The 25327-nt window shown below is 69.7% G+C and carries 1 protein-coding gene; it reads right to left on the bottom strand.

Annotated elements, in window-relative coordinates:
- Positions 1-108: 108 nt before the first annotated feature.
- Entirely contained in the window at positions 109-25191 is a 25083-nt protein-coding gene (locus FFS10_RS07955) for an LEPR-XLL domain-containing protein (protein WP_171016002.1), read from the bottom strand.
- Positions 25192-25327: the final 136 nt, after the last annotated feature.

Genomic DNA, 25327 nt, shown 5'->3' on the forward strand with positions numbered 1-25327 from the left:
GCGCCAGCGCCACAGCCGCGTGGGCGTGGCGGGCCCGGCCTGGAGCACCCGCCCGCCGCGGCGCGCGGGGCGGGCGGGGCAGGGCGGAGAGGCCAGGCAGCGCCTAGCCTACGGGCGGCTGGCCGCGGGCCGCGACTCGCTGGCCACCGGGATCTGGATGCGCAGGCTGGCGTTGGGATTGCGGTGTGCCTCGCTTTGCCCCATGTGCTGCACGAAGTCCTTGACCCAGACCGAGTTCGCGGCACCGGCCGGGCGGCGCCCGATGTCGGTGTAGCCGCCCTCCCAGTTGATGCGCGGCGAATGGGCCTCGGCCGGCGCGGCCGCGCGCGAGGCGGCGAAGGCCAGCGCGTCGAAGTCAGGCGCCTCGAAGCCCGGCGCGCCCCAGCCTTGCCCGTCGGCCTGCTCCGGTTCGCGGGTCGGCGGCGCCGCTTGCAGTGCGAGCGTGGCACTCGGCAGGGTGCGGCTGCCCAGGGACAGGCTGTGGTCCATCCAGCCGTCCTCGGTGTGGGTCAGGCCCAGGCCATGGCCCAGCTCGTGGGCCAGCACCGACAGCAGGTCCATGCGGCTGGCCGCAGCGCCGTGCTCCGCCACCCCGTCCAGGCCGAACTCGCTGTCGTCCGCCGGCGTATGGTCGATGTACCAGCCATGGCCAGCGGCGTCGACGTCGATCACGATCACGCCGTCCTCGTACCTGGCCAGCTCCTGGCCGGGCAGGTCTTCGATGCGGATGGCTACATCGGCCAGCGCGGCCAGCAGCGTCGCGTCATCGGTCAGCGAGAGGCGGCTCAGCGCCTCGTCCAGCAGGGGCTGGACCTGGGTGGGCACCTGGGCCTGGGTCAGCCGCGCTCCCTTGGGATGCTCGGCCTCGGTCTCGGCCTGCAGGCTGCGGGTGGACGCGCTGGCCGTGCCGCTGGCGAAGGCCGGGTCGTTGGTCTTGAGCGTCACGTTGTCGAAGGCCGTGGTGCCGCCCTGGCTGAACAGGCCGAAGCCGCCATCCACCGTGAGCGCGTTGAAGCCGTGGCTGAGCGCGAGCTGGCCGTTCAGGCTGACGCTGACGCTGGAGCCGCGGAGCGAGATGGCCAGGGTGTAGTCGCTGCCCGCGTTTATGGTGCGCGAGACCACGGCGTCTATGGCCCAGCCGCCGCGCGCCGTGCGGTGGCCAATCAGGATCTGGTCGGTCGCGGCGTCGATGGCGACGAACTTGAAGTCGTCCGGGCCGTAGCGGTCGAACACGAAGCCCGCGCGACCCTGGGTGTTGAGCGTCGCCGACAGGTCGAGCATGGAGCCCGCCTGCAGGCCGTCCACGCCCAGGTCGATCAGGCTGACGGCCAGCGTCTCGCCGGCCAGCGGCGCGCCGAGGTAGCGGCCGGCGCTGACGGTCCAGCTGCCGCTGGTCTCGCCATCGAACAGCGGGCCGGGGCCGGCGTCGAAGCGCTCGGTGTGCTGGAAGGTGATCTGCGGCGGCAGCACGCGCACCGCCACGTTGTCGAACACGCCGCGCGAGTTGTCCGAGCCCACGCCCACCAGGCCCTTGTTGAGCCCGTAGGCGACGCCGTCGATCATGCGCGGCGTGAAGCTGTGGCTGAAGTAGGTCTTGTTGTCGACCACCACGCTCACGTTGCTGCCGTTGACGGCCACCAGCACCTGGTAGAACACGCCGGGCTTGACCTGCACCGGGGCGGTGGACTGCACGTCGACCACCCAGCCCGTGGCCGTGCGGTGGCCCATCTCGATCTTGTTGGTCGACACGTTGATGCCGGCGAACTTGAAGTCGGTGGGCGAGAAGTAGTCGAAGATCACGTAGGCGTTGGCCTTCCAGCCGGCCGTGGGCTTGTCGGCCTTGACCGATGCCGAGACCTCGTAGTACCCGGGCAGGTACTGGTCGAGGTAGAGCACGGCCGCCGCATCTTTGCCCTGCGAGGCGGCCGAGACGCTGAGCGCCCCCTTGCTCACCTGGAACACGCCGCTGTCGACCGCGAAGCCGCTGGTGCTGCCGTCGTTGAAGTCGGCCGAGCGCAGCACGTCGCGCGAGCCGCCCGGGATGTTGCCCGGCTGCGGGTCGGTGGGGCCGCCGGTCTGGTCCTGCCACAGGCCATGGTCACTTTGCACGATCAGGCCCAGCTCGCCGTCGGGCTCGCCGTTGCGCAGGGCGCTGTTGCCGGTGTCGCTGTCGCGCGTGGGGTCGGCGCCGTCGCTGGCCGAGAGCGCGTAGAGGAACTCGGGCAGCTGCGGCTCGACCTGGCGGCTCACGGTGTTGATGCCGAAGGGCGCGAAGGGAACGATGTAGCTGTTCCATTCGCCGACCCAGTCGATCAGCCGGTCGCCGCCGGTGTTGCCGATCAGGATGTCGAGCCCGGCGCCGCCGAACACGCGGTCCTCGTAGACCGGGTGGCTGTCGGTGCTGTCGTTGAGGCCGCCGTTGGTGGTGAGCACGTCGTCGGCGTTCATGAGGTCGTTGCCCCAGCCGCCGTAGAGGTTGTCGCGCCCGGTGCCACCGACCATCCAGTCGTTGCCCAGGTCGCCGAACATCACGTCGTTGCCGTCGGTGTTCTTGAAGGCGAACGTCAGCGGGGTGCCGTTGGGCGAGAAGCTCGTGGCCCCGTAGATCGATACGCCTTCGTCGGACACCTGGTTGAGGAAGAACTGCTTGGTCGGTGCGGTACCACTGCTCCAGACTTGGCCGTTGTCTTGGAACAGGATCTCGCGCCGCGGGTCGTACTCGTTGTAGAGCAGGAACTCGCCGAGCCGGCTGACCACATGGTTGTTGACATGCCAGGGGTTGGTGTCGGCGCCGAAATGCAGGATGTCGCCCGGGTTCCAGGGCCGGTAGAAGTCGGTGCGCACCAGGCCGGGGTTGGCCACGTTGGCCGGGTCGAGCTGGATGTAGGACTCGCCCAGGGCTTCGCCGCCGGCCATCGCGTCGTCGCCCGATCCGCCGTGCAGGAAGTCGTCGCCCAGGCCGCCGAAGATCACGTCGTCCACGCTGTTGGCGTCGAACAGCGGGTCGTCGGCGCCTGCGGTATTGGGCCTGAGGTTGAACGGCGTGATGTCCACGGTCTTCTTCAGCGCCTGGTTCGGGTTGAGCACGGCGGTCTGCACCTGTCCCGGGGTGTAGACGAACTCGTCGATCACGTTGCCGTGGATCACCTGCGGGTGCTTGGGATCGGGGTCGGTGGCGAGCAGGTAGCTGATCGCGTAGAGCGGCTCGGCGAACTGAGAGATGTCGCCGGCCGTGTTGCGGCTGGTGAAGATGCGGCCGTCGTCGCCGATCACGCCGTCCTGGCCGGTGCCGCCCGAGATCCAGTCGTTGCCCCAGCCGCCGATGATGTCGTCGTCCTGGCCGTCGCCGAAGGCGATGTCGTGGCCGGCGCCAAGGTAGACGGTGTCGTCGCCGGCTTCGCCATGCACCTCGTCGCGCCCGCCGATGTCGATGCGCGAGGCCAGGCCGTTCACCGCGTAGTAGCCGGCCGCATTCGTGCCGAACAGGTCGGGCCGGAAGTCCGGGCCGCCCGGCGTGTAGTCGAGGTGGCTGACGCCGCGCACGACGATCTTGACCGGGCCGTAATTGTCGTAGTTGAACGTGAGGTAGAGCTGGGGCGAGATGTTGTCGATCAAGTCGTCGCCGTTGGTGCCCACGATGCGCACGATGTTGCCGTTGTCGCCCACGATGGCGTCGGCGTCGTCGGCATGGCCGGTGGCCGTGGTGGTGATGAGGTTCTGCGTGTTGGCGTCGGGGCTGGTGATCGTGGCATCGCCGATGTCGTTGCGCGCGGTGTTGGTGCCGGCGCCGCCGAAGATGATGTCGTCGCCGTCGGGGCGCTGGTGCAGCTCGGCATCGTTGACAAGGTTCACGCCGGTGTTGGTCAGGCCGAACAGGCTCGAGCTGCCGCCGACGATGTCGTCCTGGCCCAGGCCGCCGAAGACCACGTCGTTGCCGCCGCCACCCTCGATGTAGTCCTGGCCGTCGGTGCCGGCCTCGTAGGAGGCGATCACGCTCAGCGGGCCCACCGGGTCGGTCGGGCCGCCGGGCGTGCGCGAGGCGCCGGCGTGCGAGGTCGCGGCGAATGCGTCCTCGATGCCGCCGTCGCCCTGGATCACGTCGTTGCCGAGCTGGCCGAACAGCAGGTCGTGGTTCTCGCTGCCGGCCAGGTAGTCGTTGCCGAAGCTGCCCTTGCCGGCGTGGCCGCGGTCGAAGGCCACGGTGTGCAGCGCGGCGTAGTCCACCGTGTACTCGGCCCACCAGGGCGCGCCGTCCGGGTCGCGGTACTTCCGCGCTACCCCGTCCACCAGCAACACACCGCTGTTGTCACCGGTTACGGCGTCGAAGCCGGCCGGCACCGGCTGGTCGGTGCGGCTGTAGAGCAGGGTGCCGCCCAGGGTCTGGAAGCGCAGGCTCTCGGTGTCGTCGAAGACGTTGCCGTCGGCGCCGCCCATGCGCGTGAGCGCCGTCACGTTGTCGCCGAACACCAGGTCGTCGGCCTCGTCGCCGTCCGCCATGTCGTGGCCGGCGCCCGCGACGATGATGTCGCGGCCCAGGTTGCCGAAGATCACGTCGTCGTTGCCGTTCTGCAGGTCGGCCGAGCCGATCTGCAGCACCGAGTCCAGCAGCGTGGTCTGGATCTTCTGCAGCAGCGGGTTGGGCAGGTTGGGATCGGCCGTGTTCTGCTGCACGAAGCCGTGGTCGCCGAAGATGATGTCGTCGTAGGCATACTGCGGCGCGCCGCCTGTCGTCACCGTGCCCGGACCGTCGCCGTAGATGAGGTCTCGGCCCGCCTCCATGGTGTCTCGCACCAGCGATGCGAAGGGCTTGATGGTGATGCCGGTGTCCAGGAAGCTGGTGTTCAGCGGGTCCAGCGTCGGCAGCGGCGCCTGGTCCTGCGTGCTGATGGTCAGCGCGCGGGTCAGGATGTTCACGTTCACGCCGGAGTCGCCATAGATGTGGTCGACGCCGCGCAGGCCCAGGATGGTGTCGTCGCCCGAGCCGCCGGCCAGATGGTCGCCGGCCTGGCTGCCGTAGATCAGGTCGTTGCCGGCGCCGCCGTAGGCCGTGAAGCCCACGGAGGGCAGGTTGTCCGGCGCGAGGCCGGCGAACAGCGCGCTGGCGTCGATGATGTCGTTGCCGGCGTGATCGAACGGGTCGCCCAGCGGGAACACCCACTCGTCGTCCTCGTTCTCGCCGTCGGGCAGGTGGGTGAAGGCATCGAAGGGCTTCTCGCCGAACTCGTAGCCGAGCACGTTCGAGCTGGAGCCGCTGTACCACACGCCGTCCTGCGAGGTGTCGCCATACACCACGAGCGGCGAATCGGGGCCGGCGCCGCCGGTGAGCACGATGTGGTCGCCGCCCATGCGCACCTCGCCCGCCGCGCGCACGCCCGCGTCGCGCAGGTCGTAGCCGAACACCTGCAGCGTGCCGGTCTGCGGCGTGAGCGCCAGGTTCTGCAGCGTCATGGTCGTGGCCGTCAGGCCGGAGACGGTGAAGCCGCCCGCCAGGCCGGAGACATAGACCACCTGGCCTGCGTAGAAGCCATCGGCCAGCCAGTCGCCGCTGCCGCGGGTGATGGTGCTGAAGCCCGCGGTGCTGGTCGCGATGCTCATCGCGCCGCTGGCTTCCGCCTTGTACGGGTCGACCACAGACACCTGCAGCTTCAAGTCGGAGACCGGCGCGATGTCTGCGCCCACCAGCACCATGCGGCCGCCGACGCCGGCGTCCTCCCATGGGTGCGAGGCCACGTCGTCGTTCAGGTCGGCCAGCGCGACGTCCTCGAAGCCCGCGATCTGCCAGACGCCGGACAGGCCTTCGATGGTGATGAACTGGCCGACCGCGTAGCCGCCCTCCGCCCAGGCGTGGCCGTCGCGCCGCTCGAGGAAGTCTGCGCCGATGTTGATGCGCGGGTCGAGCTCCAGGGCGAAGTTGCCGCCGCCGTGCACCACGGTCAGGCCTCCGTGCAGTCCGGCCACCGACAGCGTGCGCGTGCTGGTCTCATTGGGCAGCGGGTTGCCGCGCACGGTCAGCACCGTGCCGCTGATGCCGGTGATGCGCCAGTTGCCCGCCAGGCCGTCGATCAGCAGAAGTTGGCCCTTCTCGAAGCCATCGTCGATCCAGCTTCCGCTGGCGCGGGTGATGGTGCCGCCGGCCTCGTTCTGGTCGCTGCCGGCGATGTCGGTCGTGCCCGCGTAGCTGGCTTCGACGGTGGTCGTGACCGGGGTGTCGGCCGCCTCCAGGCGGATCAGGTCGTTGCCCAGCGTCAGGGCCGTGCCCGACAGCTGCACCAGGTGCAGCCGCGTGTTGTCGAAGGTGTCGAGCGGGTTGTCGTCGGTGATCGCCGTCACCTGGAAGCTGCCGATCAGGGCGCCCTTGGCGAAGGTCACGGGGTCGACCTCGTAGACCGAGACGATCTGGTCTGGCAGGAAGCCGACGGCACGCCAGTCGACCCCCGCCTTGCTCAACACGAACTCGCCCGCGTCATCGGCGATGCTCATCGTGCCGGTGGCCGACACCGGCACGTCCGGGATCAGCGTGCTCTCGATGTCCAGGCGGTCGTTGCCTGCCCCGCCGAGGAAGTTGACCACCTCCACCGTGCTGCGGGCGCCGTCGGTGACGAACTGGCCGTCGACGAAGGCAATGGTGCCGAAGCTGATGCCGCCGGGGAAGGTGGCGGGCTCGCCAAAGAAGCTGCTGCCGAAGGCCAGGTCCTTGGCCATGCCGAAGCCCTGCAGCGAGGTGGAGGTCAGCGTGCCGCCCAGATCCGCGACGCTCGCGTCGTTGAACATGTTGAGCACGTCGATGGCGCGGCCTTCCGGCGGCTGCGGGCCGATCTGGATCAGCGGCGCATCCGTTTCGCCGGGCAGCTTCAGGCCGTTCTGCAGCGAACGGTCGGCGCTGGTCGGGCCGCCCTCGACGGCCAGCGGGCCGCGCAGCTTGGACAGCAGGTGCGTGGAGGCCGGGAAGACCTTCACGCCATCGCGCGTCAGCGGGACTTCGTAGAAGGGGTCGGCTTCCAGCTCGATGCTGCGCTGCTGGTACCAGTCGGTGTCGGTGAAGGTCACCACGGCCGCCAGGCGCGTCACCGTGACCGTGGCGGCGCCCGCCGCGACGATGGGGGTCTCGAGCGTCAGCTCTATCGTGGTGTCCTTGGTCTTGTTGTCGCCACGGATGATCGCGATCTTGTAGTCGCCCGCGTTGGCGCCGCTGTCGATGCGGATCATCTGCCCCTCGAGGAAGCCGTCGGCCAGCCAGCCGTCCTGTTCCCAGTTGTCGCCCACGTAGACGCGGGTCATGCGGTAGATCGGGTCTCCGGAGTCCGGGTCGACGCCGACCGTGAAGACCACTTCGCCCGTAAAGACGCCCTGCGAGGACAGCTTGGCGATGCGGGACAGCTCGTAGGCGCCGTCGGCCACAGTGGCGAGGCTGTCGGAGAGCGTGATCGTACTGGCGCTCAGCGCTGCGATGCGCAGCGGCGTCACGCCGTCGGTCTCGGTGTCGTAGGCGGTGAAGCTGATGCCGCCATCGGTGGTGAGCGTGAGCCGCACCAGCTGGCCGACCTCGAAGCCTTCCTCCAGGAAGCTGCCCAGGTCCGAGCCCTCGCCACGGGTGATGGTGGCGCCGGCGATGTTGATCGTGCCGCTGAACATGGTCGCCGCCTGGTAGCCGCCGATCTCCTCGATGGTGAAGCCCCCGCCGCTGACGCTGACCACGTCGGCCAGGCCGTCGGTGAGGATCGCCACCTTGACATCGTCGGTCGGCTGCTTGGTCAGCCGCATCAGGTAGGTGTCGGTCTGCGATTCGTCCAGCACCGTGTCCAGGTTGTCCACCACCAGCTGGGTGTTGTTGCCGGTCTCCAGGGCCACCACGCCGGCGCTTTCGTTGTCGATCACCTCGATGTCGAGCAGGCCGGTGCCCGAGCGCAGGTTCGGGAACACATAGTCGCCGTCGGCGTCCACCGGTGCCGCGCTGTAGCTGCCGAAGGTGAAGCCGGTCTTGTGCTGCACGAACTTGATGACCGCCGTTCCCGGGTCCTCGCGGCCGTCGTCGTCGAAGGCCTGGATGGCCACGCGCACCGCATCGTCCCAGTTGCCGTCGTCGAACTCGATGAAGTAGCGTGTCTGGCTGCCGGAGGTGACGACCTTGAGCCGCGGATCGAGGTCGTTGCTCAGGAACACCTGCTGGGCGCTGTCGGGGTCCAGCAGCAGCTCGGTCACGATGAGGTCGCCGGCGTCCGGCGCGCGCGCCAGTTCGACCAGGATCTCATCACGCAGCTGCGTGGTGGTCGTGCCCTCGATCACCAGCGTGCGGCCGTCCTCCGTGGAGGAGCCGGGCTGGACCTCGGTGACGTAGATGCCGGGCGTGTCGTTGTCGCGCAGCTTGACCTCGACGTTGCGGACCGCGACGCCGTCGTAGTCCGCTGCATTGGAGATGACGCTGTGCTGTGTCACCACCACGCGGTCGCCCTCGGAGCGGGTGTCGTCCACCGCGTACAGGTGCACGGTCTGTGGCGTGTTGTAGTTGAACTGGTCGAAGCGCAGGACCACGGCGCGCGAGGGCTCGTGGTGCAGCACGCCGTCGATCAGGTAGTGGCGGCGGAAGTCCTGCATCGGGTCCACGCCGGGCGGCACCGTGCGAAGCCACAGGGTGTCGCCTGCGCCGTCGGTCAGCGGCGCCGGGTTGTTCAGGATGTCGTCGGCTTCCTCCTGCGGCGAACGCGCGGCGGAGACGGTGACGTAGACCACTTCGCCGGCCAGCAGGGGCCGCGAGAGGTGCACGGTGTAGCTGTCCAGGGACAGCCGGGTTCCGGCCAGCAGGTAGGCGCCGCCTTCGGTGACGGTGGTGCCGCTGCCGCTCTCGTTGATCACCACCAGGCCCTCGGTGGCGGTTGCCACGTTGTAGTCGAGGCCGTCGACCGGCAGGCTGTCGTACTCGGCGTCCTCCGAACGGACCAGGTGGTCGATCGCGCCGCTGGCGCCTTCCAGCTCGCGGGTGACGATGTCCTCGGTGACGTCGCTGGCCACGTTGATCACGTCCGAGCCCAGTCCGCCGATCACCCGATAGGCGACGCCGAAGGCGGTGGACTGCACGAAGAACTCGTCGTCGCCTTCCAGGCCGTCCACCTCCACCACTTCCACCGTGGTGTAGCGCACGTTGAGGCCGGCGCCGAAGATGCCCTTTTCCGTGATGGCGATGTCGTCGGCGAACTCGGTCGCGAGTATCACCAGCTTGTCGAAGCCCGTGCCACCGTCCACCGAGACCGGCGCATTGACGTTGTACTGGACCTCGTCCTCTCCGCCACCGGCGCGGATGTCCAGCGGACGGCCGGTCGAGAAGCCCAGGCCGATGATGGGCCGCGCGACCCACTTGCCATCGACCAGGTCCAGCACGATCTTGTCGTCCTGCCAGTGGTTGGGGCCGTCACCCAGGTCGATGCGGCCGTCGCCGTTGGTGTCGGTCGTGGTGTGGGCGTCGGCGGCGTTGAAGACGCCGTCGCCGTTGTTGTCCACACGCCGGTGCAGCGGGTCGAGGATCAACGGCCGCAGCGGATCGAGCGACTCGTCGCCCGCGTCCGCGTAACCATTGCCGTTGGTGTCGATGCCGTAGGGGTCGTCGATGTCGAGCGCATCGAGTACGCCGTCGCTGTTCGCGTCGGTGTCCACGACGGCGGCCAGGGCGAAGGCCCGCACGATGAACAGGTCGTTGTCGTCGTCGCCCTCCAGCCGCAGCTCCGCCTGGTTTGAGTAGACGATGAACTCGTCGTTGCCGGTGCCGCCGTTGACCACCATGGGCGCGCCGGTGCCGGGGCTCAGCCAGCCGCGCGTGGTGGCCAGCAGGCGCGGGAACATGTCCTCGGGTGCGAGCTCGCCGCCGAACTCGGGCGCCGCCGCTTCCACCGGGTCGAGGGTGCCAGGGTCGCCGTCGCGCTGCGAGCCGAAGATCTGGCCGATCTGGAAGGTGTCGAAGCCGACACCGCCATCGAGCTGGACGATGGCGCTGGTGTCGTCGGAGGCGAAGTAGTCGTTGCCCGAGAGGCCGTAGACATTGATGCGGCCGTTGAGCGCGGCGTCGTAGTTGATGCGCTGCACCTCGGTCGGCGCGTTGTCCGGATCCAGGTCGCGGTGCAGGGTCAGATCGCCGTGCAGCAGTGCGATGAACGCCGGATTGTCCGCGTCTTCCGTGCCGCCGTCGCCCGGCTGCAGCGAGGGGATGTATTGCGCGGCACGCAGCAGGAAGATGTCGTCGGCCGGCTGCTTGGCCGCCCCCGGTTCTTCGGAAACGTAGCCGTTCAGGCTGGATTCGATGCCGTAGACGAAGGCCTCGTCCACGCCGTCCGTGGGCGCGCCCGTGTCCAGCAGGTTGAGCACGTAGTTGCGGCGGTCCTCCACGTTGGCCTGGCTGCCCGTGGTGTAGATGGTGTAGTAGTCGGTGTCGGCCTGGCCGTCCAGCGTGAGCGTGTGGCCCGCCGCGACGTCCATGCTCAGCAGCCGGTTGACGACGAAACGGTCTTCGCCGTCGTCGCCGCCAGCGTCCGTATCCTCGCTGCCGTAGACCTCGGTCTTGCCGTCCAGGTCGGCCTCGTCGAAGCTGATCTGGTCGACGTCGGTGTGGCCGAAGATGCGCACGATGTTGGGGTGCGCGGCGTCGCTGCCCGCCAGTGTGCCGGGGCGGTAGGTGCCCGTGAAGGTCGTATGGGCACCGAAGCCGGCATCGAGGTTGACGTCGTCGAGGAAGATGTCTATCCACTCGCCGGCCTGCACGACCGAGTTGCCCAGGGTGCTGGTGGGCAGGCCGGGGCCCTGCTCGTCGACCAGGTCGTCGCCTATGCGCAGCTCGACCCAGCCGGCGGAGGCGATCTCGTAGTCGGTCGCATCGCCGACGTTCTCGAGCACATTCTCGAGGAAGCGGACGCCGCCCTGCACGTTCAGGATCAGGTCCTCGTCCAGGTCGGCGCTTTCGCGCACCGTCAGCCGGATGTCGCCGCTGCTGGTCTGGGCCAGCACCAGGTGCAGGCCGTAGCCGGTCACGTCCTGGGCCTGCGGATCCCCGTTCTGCACGGCCGGCACGGTGACGCCGGGGGCGCCTGCGGAGTCGGTCTCGGTCAGGTAGATGCTGTCGGTGGCGCGCAGGCCGACATCGCCGGTGGCGTATTTCTGCGAATCGATGTCCAGGTCGTTGGACAGCGAGGGATGCGCTGCGCCGAAGCCGGCCACATCGCCGATCGAACCGCCGTTGGCGAAGATGTCGACCGAGTTGGCGATCACGTCGGCCGCGGCATCGCCCACGCCGTTGGCGCGCGCGTCGCGCACGCTGCCGCTGGTCGTGGCCAGCGAGGCGTCGCCGACCGTGTGCACGGTGTGCACCTGCAGCGCGTTGCTGCCGTCCGCCTCGGCGACGCCGCCCAGCGCCGTCAGCACATCGCCGGCGCGCTTCACTTCGGTCAGGTAGATGCCGAAGGTGTTGCCCAGACCGGCGGCCGTGTCGTAGGCCTGCAGCGAGCCGACGATGCCGCCGCCGCCCTGCAGGATGTCGACATTGACCTCCAGGAAGTTGTCGCGCGTGCCTATGCCGCCCACGCCCTCCATGCCGCCGATGCCGTTGTCGCCCGCGGTCATGGTGATGTGGCGGCCGGTGACGTCGGCGTCCACGCCAGGGCCGGCATCGCCGGTGTTGGCCGTGCCGCTGATCGCGTCTAGGATGCGCCGCGGCGAGTTCAGGAACACGTCGCGTCCCACCGAGGCGATGCGGCCGACCCGCAGGTCGCCCTGCACCTCGGTCACCGTGATGTCGCCGTTGGAGATGATGTCGATGTTGCCGAGGTCCAGGATCTCGGTGAAGGACTCCACGTGCACCAGGGCGCCGCTGGTCGGCGCCGTGACGTCGATGTCGCGGCCCGCGATGATGCGCTTGTCGGCGTCGCCCGCAACGCCGTAGGCATAGGTGACGTTGGTGTCGCCGCTGCCGGTGCCGAACACGCCGAGCGGGAACAGCTGGGCCACGCTGCCCGGCTCGCCGGTGGAGCGGAAATGCGTGCGCACCGTGTCGACCACCGAGGGCGTGGGGCCCAAGACGCTCACGGTGCCCGGGATGTTGGTGCCCGGTGCGCCGTTGCCCTGGTCGACCTCGATCTGGTAGTCGACCGAGGAGGGGGTGGTCTGGTCGGTGCCGTGGCGCAGCAGCAGATTGACGTCGCGCCCGGCGCTCAGGCGGTCCACGTCGGTGACGAAGCCGCTGTCGGCGGTCTCGCCACCGGCCAGGGCGCGGCGCTGCAGGCCGCGCTGCTCGAGGTAGATGTCGGTGCCGGCGTCGATGCGGCGGAAGCGGTTGTCCCCGGTCGGGCCGTCGTTGCTCTCGACGATCTCGAGCTTGAGGCGGTGGCTGTCGTCGTAGCCCACGCTGCCCTGCTCGGCGACGATCTCGAAGCTGTCGGTGCGCACCACGCCGGCGCCGGAGGACCAGATGTCGCCCGACACGTTGTGGATCAGGGTGATGCCGATCGGGTTGTCGACCTCGCCGATGAACTCGATGTAGGGGTCTGCGCTGCCGAGCTCGGTGTTCTCCACCGTGATCGTCGTGGGCTTGAAGTCGTGCGTGACGTCGAGCTGGAAGGCCGAGTCTGTCGCCACGCGGATGAAGACCTCGTGCGCGGTGGTTACGGCGGTCTTGTTGATCACGTAGACGTCGCTGACCCGCATGTTGTGGTCGGACTCGTTGGTGAGGTTCACCTCGAGGTAGGTGTCGCGGAAGGTGAACAGCGGCGATCCGGCGGCGGTCTCCGAGATCGAGGCGTCGCCGCCGTTGGACTTGAACAGGGCCTGGCCGCGGTCGTCGTTGACGATGTCGTCCACGGTGAAGGTGCCGCCGGTCATGTAGCCGACGCCGTTGCCGCCGTCGACCGTGACGTTGACCGCCTTGACCACCTGGCCGGCCGAGTTGACCACCAGGGTCGGGCTGGGCCCGCTTTGCAGCACGACATCGGAGTTCCAGGTGATGCTGCGGCTGTCGGCGTCGCCGTCGTCGTTGGTGTAGTCGGGGTTCGCAATCTCGACCAGCAGCGCGAGCGAGGGCACGGGCGTCAGGTCCGTGGTGTCGAGGCTGGTGTCGCCGGTGATGCGCGGCGCGGCGATGAGGGTCATCGCGTCGCCGGTGCTGATGCTGGCGCTGTTGAACCCCTTGCGCACTTCGTCGGGGTCGCCCGCGCTGAGCCCGTAGAACACCGCGTCGGCGTCGACCACGCGGCTGATGCCGGAGAGCAGCACGCGCAGGTCCACCCCCTCGCGGCCATGCACCAGGGTGCCGCCGCCCTGAACGTCGATCTTGGCGTCCAGATCGGCGTCTTCCCGGGCGGTGGCCGAGGAAGTGCCGGTGAAGCCGCCGGCCTCGGTGCTGGCGGTGACCTTGATGTTGACGTCGTCGTAGCCCGAGTGGACCCGCACACCGCGCGCCAGGATCTGGGCGCCGCCGCCTATGGTCGCCGTGGTGCCGCCGTTGTGGTTGGTGCCGTCGTAGCTGCCGTCGTCGAAGATCACGTCGGAATCGGCATCGGCGAAGGCGAGGAAGCCGCCACCTTCGGCGCGCGCATGGGACTTGGCCGTGAGCGAGTTGAACGCATCGAGGGCGAAATCGCCGCGGGCCTCGATGACGCTGCCGCCGCCGACCGAGGCGGCTGTTTCCGAGGCGAAGATCGCGGTCGCGTCGGTATTGCCGGCCTGGACGAAGCCGCCGCCGGTGTTCTTGGCGTAGGCGGAGATGTTGGCGTCGGAATCGGCCGTGATCTCGACGTCGCCGTCGCTGCTGACCGAGGCGGCGTTGAGCTGGGCGGTCACGGTGGCGGTCACGATGATCTTGGAGTCCGGGTCGCCGCCGGCGATGACGCCGCCACCGCCGCCCTGCGCCGATACCGCCGACAGGCCGTCCCCGGGCGGCGGTGCCAGGGTGCGCAGTGACACCCCGTCGGGGCCGAGCAGCAGGTGCTGGCCCGAGCCGCTCGCCATGTCGATGATCAGCCTGTGGGTGTCGCTCGACGAGCCCGCGGCGATGTTGATGCCGGCCTTGGACAGGCTGAACAGGCCGCTGCGCTCGCTGTCGTCCAGGTCCAGCGCCACGTTGGTGCCGACCACCGCGAGCTGGAAGTCGTTGGGGTCGCCGCCGTCGCCCTTGTTGATGACCTCGTAGGTCACGCCGTCCTGCAGCACGCCCAGCGAGGGCCGCACCAGCCAGTGCCGGGCGCGGTTCGCGTCGTTGTCGGCGTCGGTGCCGCTGCCCGAGATGCCCACCGGCGTGATACCGATGTGGGGGCCGCCGTCGTCGTCGTCGGGGTTGGTGCCATCCAGCGTTTCCGACAGGCGGATGCGGTAGGCGTCGACCACGATCACGTAGTAGGTCTGGCCGTCGTTCAGGCCGTTGATCTCGAAGGCGGGCGTATCCGTGCGGTACACCACCCGGTCGCCCGTGCTGAAACTGTGGCCTTCGATCACGTCGTCGTTGTTGAGGTCGGTGCCGACGTAGATGGTGTTGGCGTCTCCTCCGCCCGTGTTGAAGCCGGTGAATGCCCCGGAGCCATCGATCGAGCGCTCGACGCCGTTGGCACGGAACGTCACCGGCGCCGGATCGCGGTAGGTGACGCGGTCGCCCTCGTTGAAGCCGGCGAGTACGATGCGGTCGTCGCCCGTCACGCTGCCCACGCCGAAGCTGGCTTCGCCGTCGTTCAGCGCATCCGCCCGCGATGTGAAGAGCTTGATCGTGAAATCGTCCACCACATGGACGTAGTAGGTGCCTTCGGCAATCCCGATCGAGGGGTCGCCGTCCTCGTGGTCGTAGCGGACCGCGTCGCCGTTCTGGAAGTTGTGCGGGATGGAGAAGCGGATCATGTCCCGGTTGCCATCCACGCCCTGGGTGACGCCGCCGTCGGGGATGAAGAGCTGCAGCGCGGTGATGTTGCCGGCCTGGAACTCGTTGCCCAGGCTCAGCGTGTTGTCGTCGTGCACGATGACGTTGTACTCGCGGCCGGGGCCCGTGCCGCCGTCGGCCAGGGTGCCGCCGCCGGTGGTGGCGATGGCCGGGTTGCCGTTGGCGTTGTAGACCACGGTGTCGCCGGTGGCCAGGCCGTGGGCGAAGAAGTAGATGACGTCGCTTCCGTAGTCCGTCGCGTTGTCGCCGGTGTTGCCGGCGTTGAAGGTGTCGCCGAACTCCGCGCCGCCGGGCGTGTAGTTCTGGACGGCGCTGACGACCACGTCGCCCACGGCTTCGATGGTGGTGCCGGTGCCTATCTTGGCCTCGACCACCGGCGTGACGGTGCCGGTCGCGGTGGCCACGCCGATCTGGACCACGCCGCCGCCGTAGGCGCCGGCGGTCGCGTCGCCCTCGGCCTGCGCCGAGGTCGCGGTCACGCGCACGCTGCCCGTGACGTTGTCCAGGGTCGCATTGGCGCCGATCGAGGACTTGACCGTCGGGTTCACCGTCACCAGCGCCTGCACGCCGCCGGCGGAAACGAAGCCGCCGGTGCCGGCCGTGGTGTTGGACGCGCCCGTGCTCGAACCGAGCGACTCGATCGCCACGTTGGCCGCGCCCAGCACTTCGGCGCCGTCTTCCATCTTGGCCTCGGTGCTGCCGCCAGCGAAGGACTCGGACAGGAAGATGGCCACGCCGCCGAGCAGGCCGCCGGCACCGCCCTCGGTCATCGCGGTCGCGAGGTTGGTGGAGGTGGCCGTCACGTCCAGGTGGCCGCCGATGTCCACGCTGGACGCGCCGGTCAGGGTGGCGGTGGTGCTGCCCGTGGCGTCGGCCTTGGCCGCCGCTGCCGAGCCGCCGAACACGCCCGCGATCGAGATCACGAAGTCCTCGGCCTTGGCCGTGCGGTTGGCTATCGCCGACACGCTGAAGTCGCTCGGCGAGCCACCGCTGTCGGTCGCGCTGCCTGCGAAGCTGGCGCTGGTCGAGCCCTTGGCCTCCATGGTCGAGCTCATGAAGGCCACGGAGCCGCCGAGGGCCAGGGCGCCGCCCGAGGCATAGCCCTCGGCATGGCCGGTGTTCTCGGCCCAGAAGCCCGACGAGCCGGCCGAGGCCACGCTGGACCCGGCCAGGCCCTGCGCGGTCACCGTGGCGGAGTCAATGCCGAGCGCGCGCGCGCCGGCGCCCGAGGCCACGGCCGAGCCGCTGGCTGCGATTGCACGCGAGTAGGCGTAACGGTTGCCGTCGCCCGCGCCGGCGTTGTGGCGGGCCCGGAAGTTCGCGCCCGCGGTGTTCGAGCGTGCGCTCGCGTTCGTGCCCAGGGTGCTGCTCACCATGGGCGTGATCCGCACGTCGCTCCAGCTCAGCGCCGCACCACCGGCCAGGCTGACTGCCACGCCCAGGACCTCGCCCTCGGCGTCGTGGTGGGAGTCGGCGTTGATGTCGATGGCGCCGGTGGTCGTGACCTGGGCATTGTTCCCGATCTTCGCCTCGACGGTGGGATGCACGTTGACGAAGTCAAAGTTGGCCGTGATGCCCACGGCGCCGGCGCTCAGGCCCGTCACCGAGGAGTCCACGTCCACCGTCGAGTCCGCCCATACCGAGAGGCTTCCCACGCTGTCGGTCTGGCCGATCAGCGCGCCCGCGATCACCTGAGCGGTCGCGCCGCCGGTGACTTCGGCGCGGGCGTAGGAGGCACCCGCCGCGGCGGCGCCCACACCCATCTGCGCGGTGGTCTGATGTATCTCGCGCTGGTCGACCGCGCTGACTGTCACGCTGCCGGCCTTGATCACGTTGCCGATGCTCGCCTGAACGAGGCTCGAATCGTTGAGCACGGCGACGGCGCCGCCGATGCCGACGAAACCGGTCGTGCCGGAGAGCGAGGTCATGTGGATGGTCGAGTCGAGCACGGCCTCCACGGTGATGTTGCCGCCTGCGCTCAGCGTGCCTTCCGCGAGCGCAGCCACGTTGTTGGCGACGCTCAGGATCGCGACCGACGCGCCGGCGGCAACCACGCCACCGGCGAACTGGCCCGAGACGATGGTGATGTTGTCGAGTTCGTTCGCCTTGACCCCGATCGCGTCGCCTGAGGTGAGGGTGGCGCCCGCCTGCACGACCGCCGAGGTTCCCGGCGGCGTCGGCGCGCTGTTCAGCCGGGTAGTGATGTCGGTCTTGCTCGGGGTCGCAGCATCGACGCTGGCCGCCGAGGACTGCATCGCCGCGCTGACGCGATTCTGGTTGGTGTTGGCGTTGCCGGTGCCGTCGCCATCGAAGTTGTCGATGCCGCCGCCGTCGCTGCCGTTGCTTCCGCTCTGGGTCACCGACTCGGTGCCGCCCTGGGCCTGCCCGGCCGCGTCCTCGTCCGCGATCTTGCCGCCGCCGCCGTCGACGGCGCTGCCGGTGTCGGCGCCTTCCGCGTTCTGCGTGCCCTTCTGGATCTGGGTGCCGATCGACCAGACACTGACCGCGCCCCCCACGCCGACGAAGCCGCCCGAGCCGCTCGCATCGAAGCCCAAGATGTCCTTGGTCGCGACCGCGTTGACCTCGATGTCGTCCTTGGCTCTCGCCTGCGCGCCGCTCTCGACCAGTGCCTTGGTATTGTTGTTGACCGTGCCGACGTCGACCGCACCGGAGACGCCGACGAAGCCGCCGGCGATGCCGATGATGAAGGTGGTGATGTCGAGCTCGTCCGCCGCGTTGACGTAGACGCTCTGGTTGCCGCTGGCCGAATCTTGGTGCAGCGTGTTGATCCGCGCGTCGCCGTAGACCACGGCTTCGGTGTTCGCTTCGACCAGGGTCAGTCCCACCGCACCTGATACGCCGACGAATCCGCCCGCGCCGGCGGCCACGATGTGCAGCAGGTCCTCGCTCGACTCCGCCTGCACGACAAGGCCGTGCACGCTGGTGGTGGAGGGCTCGCCGGAGCCGATCTCTCCGTTCAGCACGCCGTCGATGGCGTCTGACCCGCCGCCGAGCGCGTCGACGTTGCCGTCAACCGACGCCTCGGTGTCCTTGCTGATCAGCATCACGCCGACCGAGCCGCCGATGCCGACCAGGCCGCCGGCGAGCGCGCCCGACAGCTCGAGCACCTCTGTCTCGTCCAGCGCCGAGACGAAGATGTCGCCGCCGGCGAAGACCGTCGAGTCGCCGATCGACGCCGTCGTCATGTTGTCTATGCTCAGCACGTCGACCGCACCGCCGATGCCGACCACGCCGGCCGCGATGCCGAAGCCGATCATGACCAGGTCTTCGCGCGCGGTCGCCTGGATCGAGATGTCGTCCAGCGCCTGCACGGTGGCCGAGTCGCCGATCAGGGCCTCGGTCGTGTTGCTGACGATGTTGACGCCGACCGCCGGCGCCACGCCCAGCGCGCCGGCCGCGAGCGTGCCCGCCACCGCGAGGTGGAAGAAGTCTGTTCCGGCGCCGACCAGGACCGACTGTGCGCCGTTCGCACCGGCCGTGCTCTCGTTGACCTTGGCGCTGTCGCCGACATAGGCCCGGGTGGTCGCGCTGACCACGTCGACGCCGGCCGAGACCGCGATGCCGACGATGCCCGCCGCCAGGCTGAAGGTGAAGGTGCGGATTTCGTCGCGGTTGGTGGCCGAGACGCCGACGCCGCGGAAATGGTTGTCCGTGCCCAGCGAGGTGGTGCGCCGGCCATCGAGCGAGTCGTTGTCCACCTCTTCGCCGCTGCCGTCGTTGTGCAGGTCCATGGACGCCAGGTCGGGCGTGTTGACCTGGCCGGAGGCGCGCAGCGCGCTGCGGTCGCCGCTGGCTGCCGCGGTCGCGGTGCCGGCGCTGTTGGTCTCGATGCCAATGCCGCTCGGGTTGCCGGCGTCGAAGGTCGGCGCGGCCAGGTCGCTGCCGGTGCTGATGCGCCCGGTGTTGACCGAGACCTCGGTGCCGCCGCCGTCGCCCGTGACCTTGGCGCCTTCGCCGATGAAGGCCTCGGTGTGCTTGGTCAGCACGTTCACGCCAGCGGCCGCGCCCACGCCGACCATGCCGGCGCTGAGCACGCCGACGATCTCGTTGATGTTGGTGTAGTCGTTGGCAGACACCACCAGGCTGCCCTTGGCGTGCACATGGCCGGCGCCGGCGCCCGAGGGGTCGTCCGGGTCGTCGCCGATGAAGGCGCGCGTGGTCAGGTCGAACACATGCACGCCGGCATTGGCCGACACCCCGGCGATGGCGGCGCCCACGCCGGCCGAGATCGAGATCAGGTTCTCGCTCGAATCGGCGGTAACCAGGATGTGGCCGTCCACCGTGGCGGTCACGCCAGAGTCGATGAAGGCATTGGTGTGCTTGGTATAGACGCCCACGTCGGCGCCCACGCCGACCGCCGCGACCCCGCTGGCGGCCAGCGAGCCGGCGACCGAGATCACCCAGGTGTCGTCGTCCGCGCTGACCTCCAGGTCGTGGCCAGCGCCGGTGATGGTGATGCTGGCGTCATGGCCCACATAGGCCGTCGTGTTCTCGTTGATCACGTTGACGGCCGCCGAACCGGCCACGCCCACGGCGCCGGCCACACCGATGCCGGCCGCGATCGAGACCACGTCTTCGCTCGCGTCGGCCGTGACCGAGACCGTGCCGGCCGTGGTGACCGCGGCGTAATCGCCGATGTAGGCCTCGGTCGTGCCGTTGTGCACCAGGGTGGCGTTCGCCGCGCCTATGCCGGCCGAGCCGGCTGCGCCCACCGCGCCGCCGACCATGGTGGTCTTGAAGCTGCTCGAGGCCAGCAGCGCCATCGAACCGGCGTCTATGTCCGCGGCCGTCAGCGCCCCGGAAGCGTTTTCCACATAAGCACGGGTGTGCGTACTGACCACCTGCACGGCGGCCGATCCCGCGATGCCGACCGAGCTGCCTATGCCTGCATTCGCGGCGACCGATACCAGGGTTTCGCTGGAGGTTGCCGTGAGGTTGGCGGCGCCGCTCAGGTCCAGGTCGGCGTTGCGGCCCACATAGGCCTTGGTGTCCTTGCTGATGATCGCCAGATCGATGCCCGCGCCTATGCCGGTGCCGCTGGTGCCTATGCCCACGCTGCCCGCCGCCGAACTCCAGTTCGTCGTGTCGGTGGCGGTCACCGTCAGCGCGCCGGCCTTGGCGTCGCCGCCGAGATAGCCTTCGAGCACCGTGCCGCGTTCCACGCGCGCCTGCGTGGTGGTGTTGAACACGTTGATGCCCGCCGAGCCGGCGACGGCCGAGCCGCCCGCACCCAGCGCGGCCGACACGGCCAGCGAGCCTATGCTGAAGCTGGGGTCGGCTATGCCGGCGTCGTTGATCGGCGTCGGCAGGTCGATCACGCCCGTCATGCCCAGCATGTGCGTGGCGCTGACGTTGACGGCTCCGTTGGCCTGGACCGTGGCGCCGGCGTCGTCGCCGTCGGCGTCGCCGATGCTCGCGAGGGTGTTGGCCCCGCCGCTGCCGAGGCCGACGATGTTGATCGCCACGGCCGCGCCCACGGCAAAGTCGCCCGAGCCTGCGCCCGCGGCGGCGATGGACTGCATGCCCATGTTGTGCTCGGCTGCCACCGTCACGTCGGCGGTGGACTTGAGGCTGGCGCCGTCGCTGACCAGCGCCTTGGTGTCGACGTCGACCACGTTGATCGCGATCGCACCCGCCACCGCGGCCGTGCCACCCTTGTTGCCGCCCAGCGCGTACGCGGTGGCGACGAAGTCGTTGCGGTCGCTGCCCGTGGTCACGGCCTCGACCGTGACGCCGTTGCCGTCCACGACCGAGGCGGCGCCGACGCTGGCCGTGTTGGCCAGCGTCACGTAGTTGAAGCTGACCGCGGCCGCAATGTTGACGTCGCCGCCGAGGTTGACCGAGGTCGCGTCCGACTGTGCCTTGCCGTCGACGCTGGCCTGGGCGCTGACCAGCACCGCGCCGCTGGCCGACACGTCGGCGCCGTTGGTGATGGTCGCGCCGTTGCTCACGGTGAGCACGTTGACGGCGACCGAGGCGGCGATGCCGACGCCGCCGTTGTCGCCCTCGGCACTGCCCGTGCCCGACTCGGACTTCGAGCTGTCGTTGGCGCTGTCGGCGTTGGTGGAGGCCGACTGGGTGTTGCGGCCGCCGCCGGCGCTCGAGGTGTTGTTGGCGCTCTGGCTGGACTTGGCGTCGGCCTTGTCGCCGTCGCCATCGTCGTTGTCGCCGCCCGAGGCGCTGGCGTGCACGTCCAGCGTGCTGGCGAGCGTGAGCTCGCCGCGCAGCGTGACGCCGCCGCCGTTGGCGTCGAGGTTGCGCGAGATGTTGGCCAGGTTGGTGTCGGCCAGGTAGTTGACGCCGACCGAGGCGCCGACCGAGGCGCTGTCGCCCGCGGCCTGCGAGCTGACCTTGGTGAGCACCACATGGGTGTGCTCGCTGGTCACGCTGGCGCCGCCCGCGGTCACGAGGTCGGTGCCGCTGGTGCCTATGCGTGCCTTGGTGTCGGCCTCGCTGATCACCACTGCCACGGCGCCGCCGATCGCCGTGCTGCCGCCGGCGCCGTTGCGCGCCTCGGTTTCCGTGGTGTGGCGGCCCACCGCCTCCACCGTCACGCTGCCGGCGGGCGCACCGCCGATGGCCGCGCCGTCCATGATCTCGGCCGCGGTGTCGTGGAACACCAGGTTGAGCGCGAACGAACCGCCGACCCCGACGCTCGACCCCACGGCGCCTTCGCCTTCGGGCACCGCCTTCGCGTCGTTGAGCGTGGTGGCGTGGGCCCTCACCGAGAGCGCGCCTATGGTGCTGCCGCCGTCGCTGCCGTCGGCCAGCGTGACGTCGCCCGCCAGCTGGGCCGTGGTCAGCACTTCGCCGCGGTTGACGGCCACCGAGCCGGCCACACCGACCTCGTCGCTGCCCGCACCCGAGGTGGCGCTCGCGCGCACCGTGTGGGTGAGCTCGGTGAAGAAGTCGTCGTCGCCCACGTCGTCGGAGCTGAGCGCGATGGCCGTGCCCTTGAGCGCATTCTCGCGCGAGCTCGCGAGCTGGATGCGCGTGTCGTCCAGCTTGATCACGTAGTAGCTGCTGCCGTCGGTGAGCCCGCCCACCGCCGCGCCATCGCCCTTGTGGTAGACCACCTCGTCGCCGGTTTCCAGTCCGCTGTGGGCGCCGACCTCGACGACGCGCAGCGAGTTCGGGTCGGGGTCGAACGTGACCTCGCCGGCCGGAAACGGCTTGTCGAGCTTGTGGCTGTCGCCCGAGCCGGAGGACGTCAGGTTCACGCGGCCGGTGGTGCTGCCCGTGGCCTCGGCATGCGCCTGGGTGTCATAGAGCTCGACCTTGCCGCCGCCGAGGTCGCGCACGTAGTAGGTCGTGCCGTCCGTCAGGCCGCCGATCGAGCCGCCGCCGCCGTTGTCGTATTCGACGGCCTGGCCCGTGCCCAGGCCATGGCCGACGCCGAGGAAGATGGTTTCCTTCGCGGTGTCGACAATGGGGATGGTTCCGGTCTCCAGGTCGACGCGGCGCTCGGCCATCAGCGCCTCGACGACCACGCCATCCGCCGTTGCCGTGCCGCCCAGCCGTGCCTCGTTGTCGACGTCGACCGTGTTCACCGCCACCGCAGCGCCGACCGCGACGCTGCCGCCGTCGACCGCTGTGCCCTCGGCGATCGCCTGGCCGTCGACGTTGCTCCTGGCGCGCAGTGTCAGCAGGCCGCCGGCCGTGATCGTGCGGCCATCGCCGATCTCGGCGCGCGACTCGCTGTCCACGATGTTGATCGCGATCGCCGCGGCCACCGCGACCGCGTCGCCCGAGCCCTCGCTGCTGCCCGGCGTCTCGGCCTTGCCCTCGCTGGAGCTGGCGCTGCCGGAGCCCGACGCGCCGCTGTTCGATGCGCGCTGGTTGCCCGCCGTGCGCTTGCCGTCGCCCTTGGCTTGTGCGTCTTCGCCGTCGTCGCTGGCGCCGCTGGCGCTCGCCTTGGCGCGGGTGTTGTTCTGGCCGGTCGAGCTCGAGGTGAAGGACACGGCGCCGCTCGCGGCCGCGACGTCGCGCAGCGTGGTGGCCACCACGTCGTCCTTGCTGTAGCCGAAGGCGATCGCCGCGCCCACGGCCACGCTGGCGCCCTGGGCCGTGCCGTCGGCGAGCGTGCTGACCTCGCCGACATGCTGGGCGTCGGCCGCCAGGTTGCCGCCCAGGGTCAGCAGGCCGCCCGTGCCCAGGCCGGCCTGCGTGTCGACCGTGGCGATGGAGATCGCGACCACCGGGGCGACGCTGGTGTCGCCCCCCGAGGCACCGGCCTTGGCTTCGGTGAGTATGCCGTGATCGGACTTGGCCGTGAGGCTGAGCTCGTCCGCGCCGCTCAAGGTGGCGCCGTCGCCGAGCTTGGCCTGCGTGTCGTGGTCGGCAATGTTGATCGCCACCGAAGCGCCCACGCCGGTCGTGCTTCCGTCGCCCTCGACCTTGGCCTTCGCAATCGCCTTGACATCGGTCGTGGCCTGGGCCGTCAGATGGATGTCGGCGCCGTTCGCCTGCACATTGCCGGCGATGGTCGCGTAGGCGTCGAGCACCGCCACATTCAGCGCGAGGGCGCCGGCCACGCCCAGGTTGGAGCCGCCGGCACCGGAGGTGGCGGTCGCATCCACCTTGCTGGCGGGGATGAGTGCCTTGACGTTGACATCGCCGGTGGCGTCGACATTCGCCGTGCCGCCGAGCGTGGCGCTCACGTTGGGCGTCACCACGTTGATCGCCACTGCGGCCCCCACGGCGGTGCCGCCGTCGGTCTTGGTCGAGCCGTCGGCAGTCGTCGTCACCATGACCTTGCCGCTCGCCGTCAGGTCCAGGTCGCCGGACGTTGCAGTGACCGTGCCGCCCGTGATGCTGGCCGTCGTGTCGCCGGTCACCACCGCGACGGCGACGGCCGCCGCGAAGCCCACGTCCCCTTCGCCGGTGCTGGCCTTGTCGGCGTTGCTGCCGTCCTTGTTCGGATCGTTCAGGCGCTTTTCCGATTCGTTGTTGGTGCCGGCGCCGTCGTTCGCGCCGCCCACCGTCGCCTTGGCCAGGGCCGTGGACGTGCGCTCGCTCTTGGCCTCGATGCTGACCGCGTCGGCGTCTATCGTGCCGCCGCTCACGCTGACCGAGGTGCCGCCCAGGAACAGGTTGAACGCCACGGTGCCGCCCATGTCGCCGGTCAGGCCGTCGGCCGTGGTGTTCGCAGTCACCGTGTTGGTGGCCTTGATCGTCGCGTTGCCGCCGGCGTCGAGGTCGCCGCCGGCGATCGTGACCACGGGCGAACTGGTCAGGATGGCGCTGGCCACGGCAGCGTCGACCTGGTCGTCGTCGTCCTCGGCGTCGTCCGGTACCGTCGACAGGGTCGAGGTGACGGTCGACTTGGCCTCGATGCTGAGGTTGCCGCTGGAGTTGATGACGCCGTTCGAGATGTTGACCGCGGCATTGGACAGGCCGATGGCGAAGGCGATGTTGACCGAGCCCGGGCTGAAGTCGCTGTTGGTGATGGTGATGGTCGACTCGGCGAGCAGGGAGATGTTGCCCGCCGTGCTTTGCAGCCAGGCGCCGGCGCTGCTCATCGTGATCAGCGCGTCCGCGGTGAAGAGCAGGCCGTCGACCTCCGGCAGGCCCTCGTCGTCCAGGGCCGAGGTCTTGAGCGAGATGTCGCCCTGCGCGACCACGTCGCCGGTGATGACGATCTCCTCGTGCGCCTGCAGGTCGAACGAGGCCAGCTCGTAGCCGCCGTCGCCGATGATCTCGACCTGGTCCGAGGTGACCAGGGGCACGCCGCCCTGGCCGTCCATCAGGACCTGGATCGCGTACCGGTCGGCGTCCTGGCCAATGATGCCGCTGAAATCGATGCTCAGCCGGTCGCCCATGCCCTCGATGCCGGTCAACGTGAGCTTGTTGACGCCATCGTAGGCCAGCGTGCCGGAGGCGAGCTCGGAGTCGTTCTCGGCCAGCAGCTTCAGAACGTCCGCGCCGCCCGAGTCTTCGATGACGAGGCGGTAGTGGTTGGTCGTGAGGTCGCCATCGTCGAAATTCACGGCGTCACCGGCCGAGTAGGTGTAGCTGATGTCGGCCGAGAGCAGCAGCCTGGGCTCGATGGCTTCGAGGCCGAAGCCCTGGTTGGCGCCGGGCTGACCGGCGGCCTGGACGTCTTCGCGCCACCACAGCGGGCCCCGCGCCGTGCCGGCGAGCGGCGGCGCGGCCTGGGCCTCTTGCCGCTGGGCGTAGCTCTCCTTCAGTCTGGACCACAGCCGGCTGGGACGCAGCGCGGCAGGGATGAAGCGGGGCCGTTGCGATGCAGAAATGCCGTGCGCAGAAGTATTCATATTGCCCTCCGACGGGCGGTGCCCGTGCTGCAACCATGCTCTGCGCGGCATCGGCGGTGCGGGCCTCGCGCAGCCATGCGGCACCGGCCCGGCTGGCTTGAGCACGAGACCTCCCGCGGCGCGCGCGCGCAAAACG

This window comes from Ramlibacter sp. 2FC (assembly GCF_005503345.1).
Classification (GTDB): Bacteria; Pseudomonadota; Gammaproteobacteria; order Burkholderiales; family Burkholderiaceae_C; genus SCMQ01.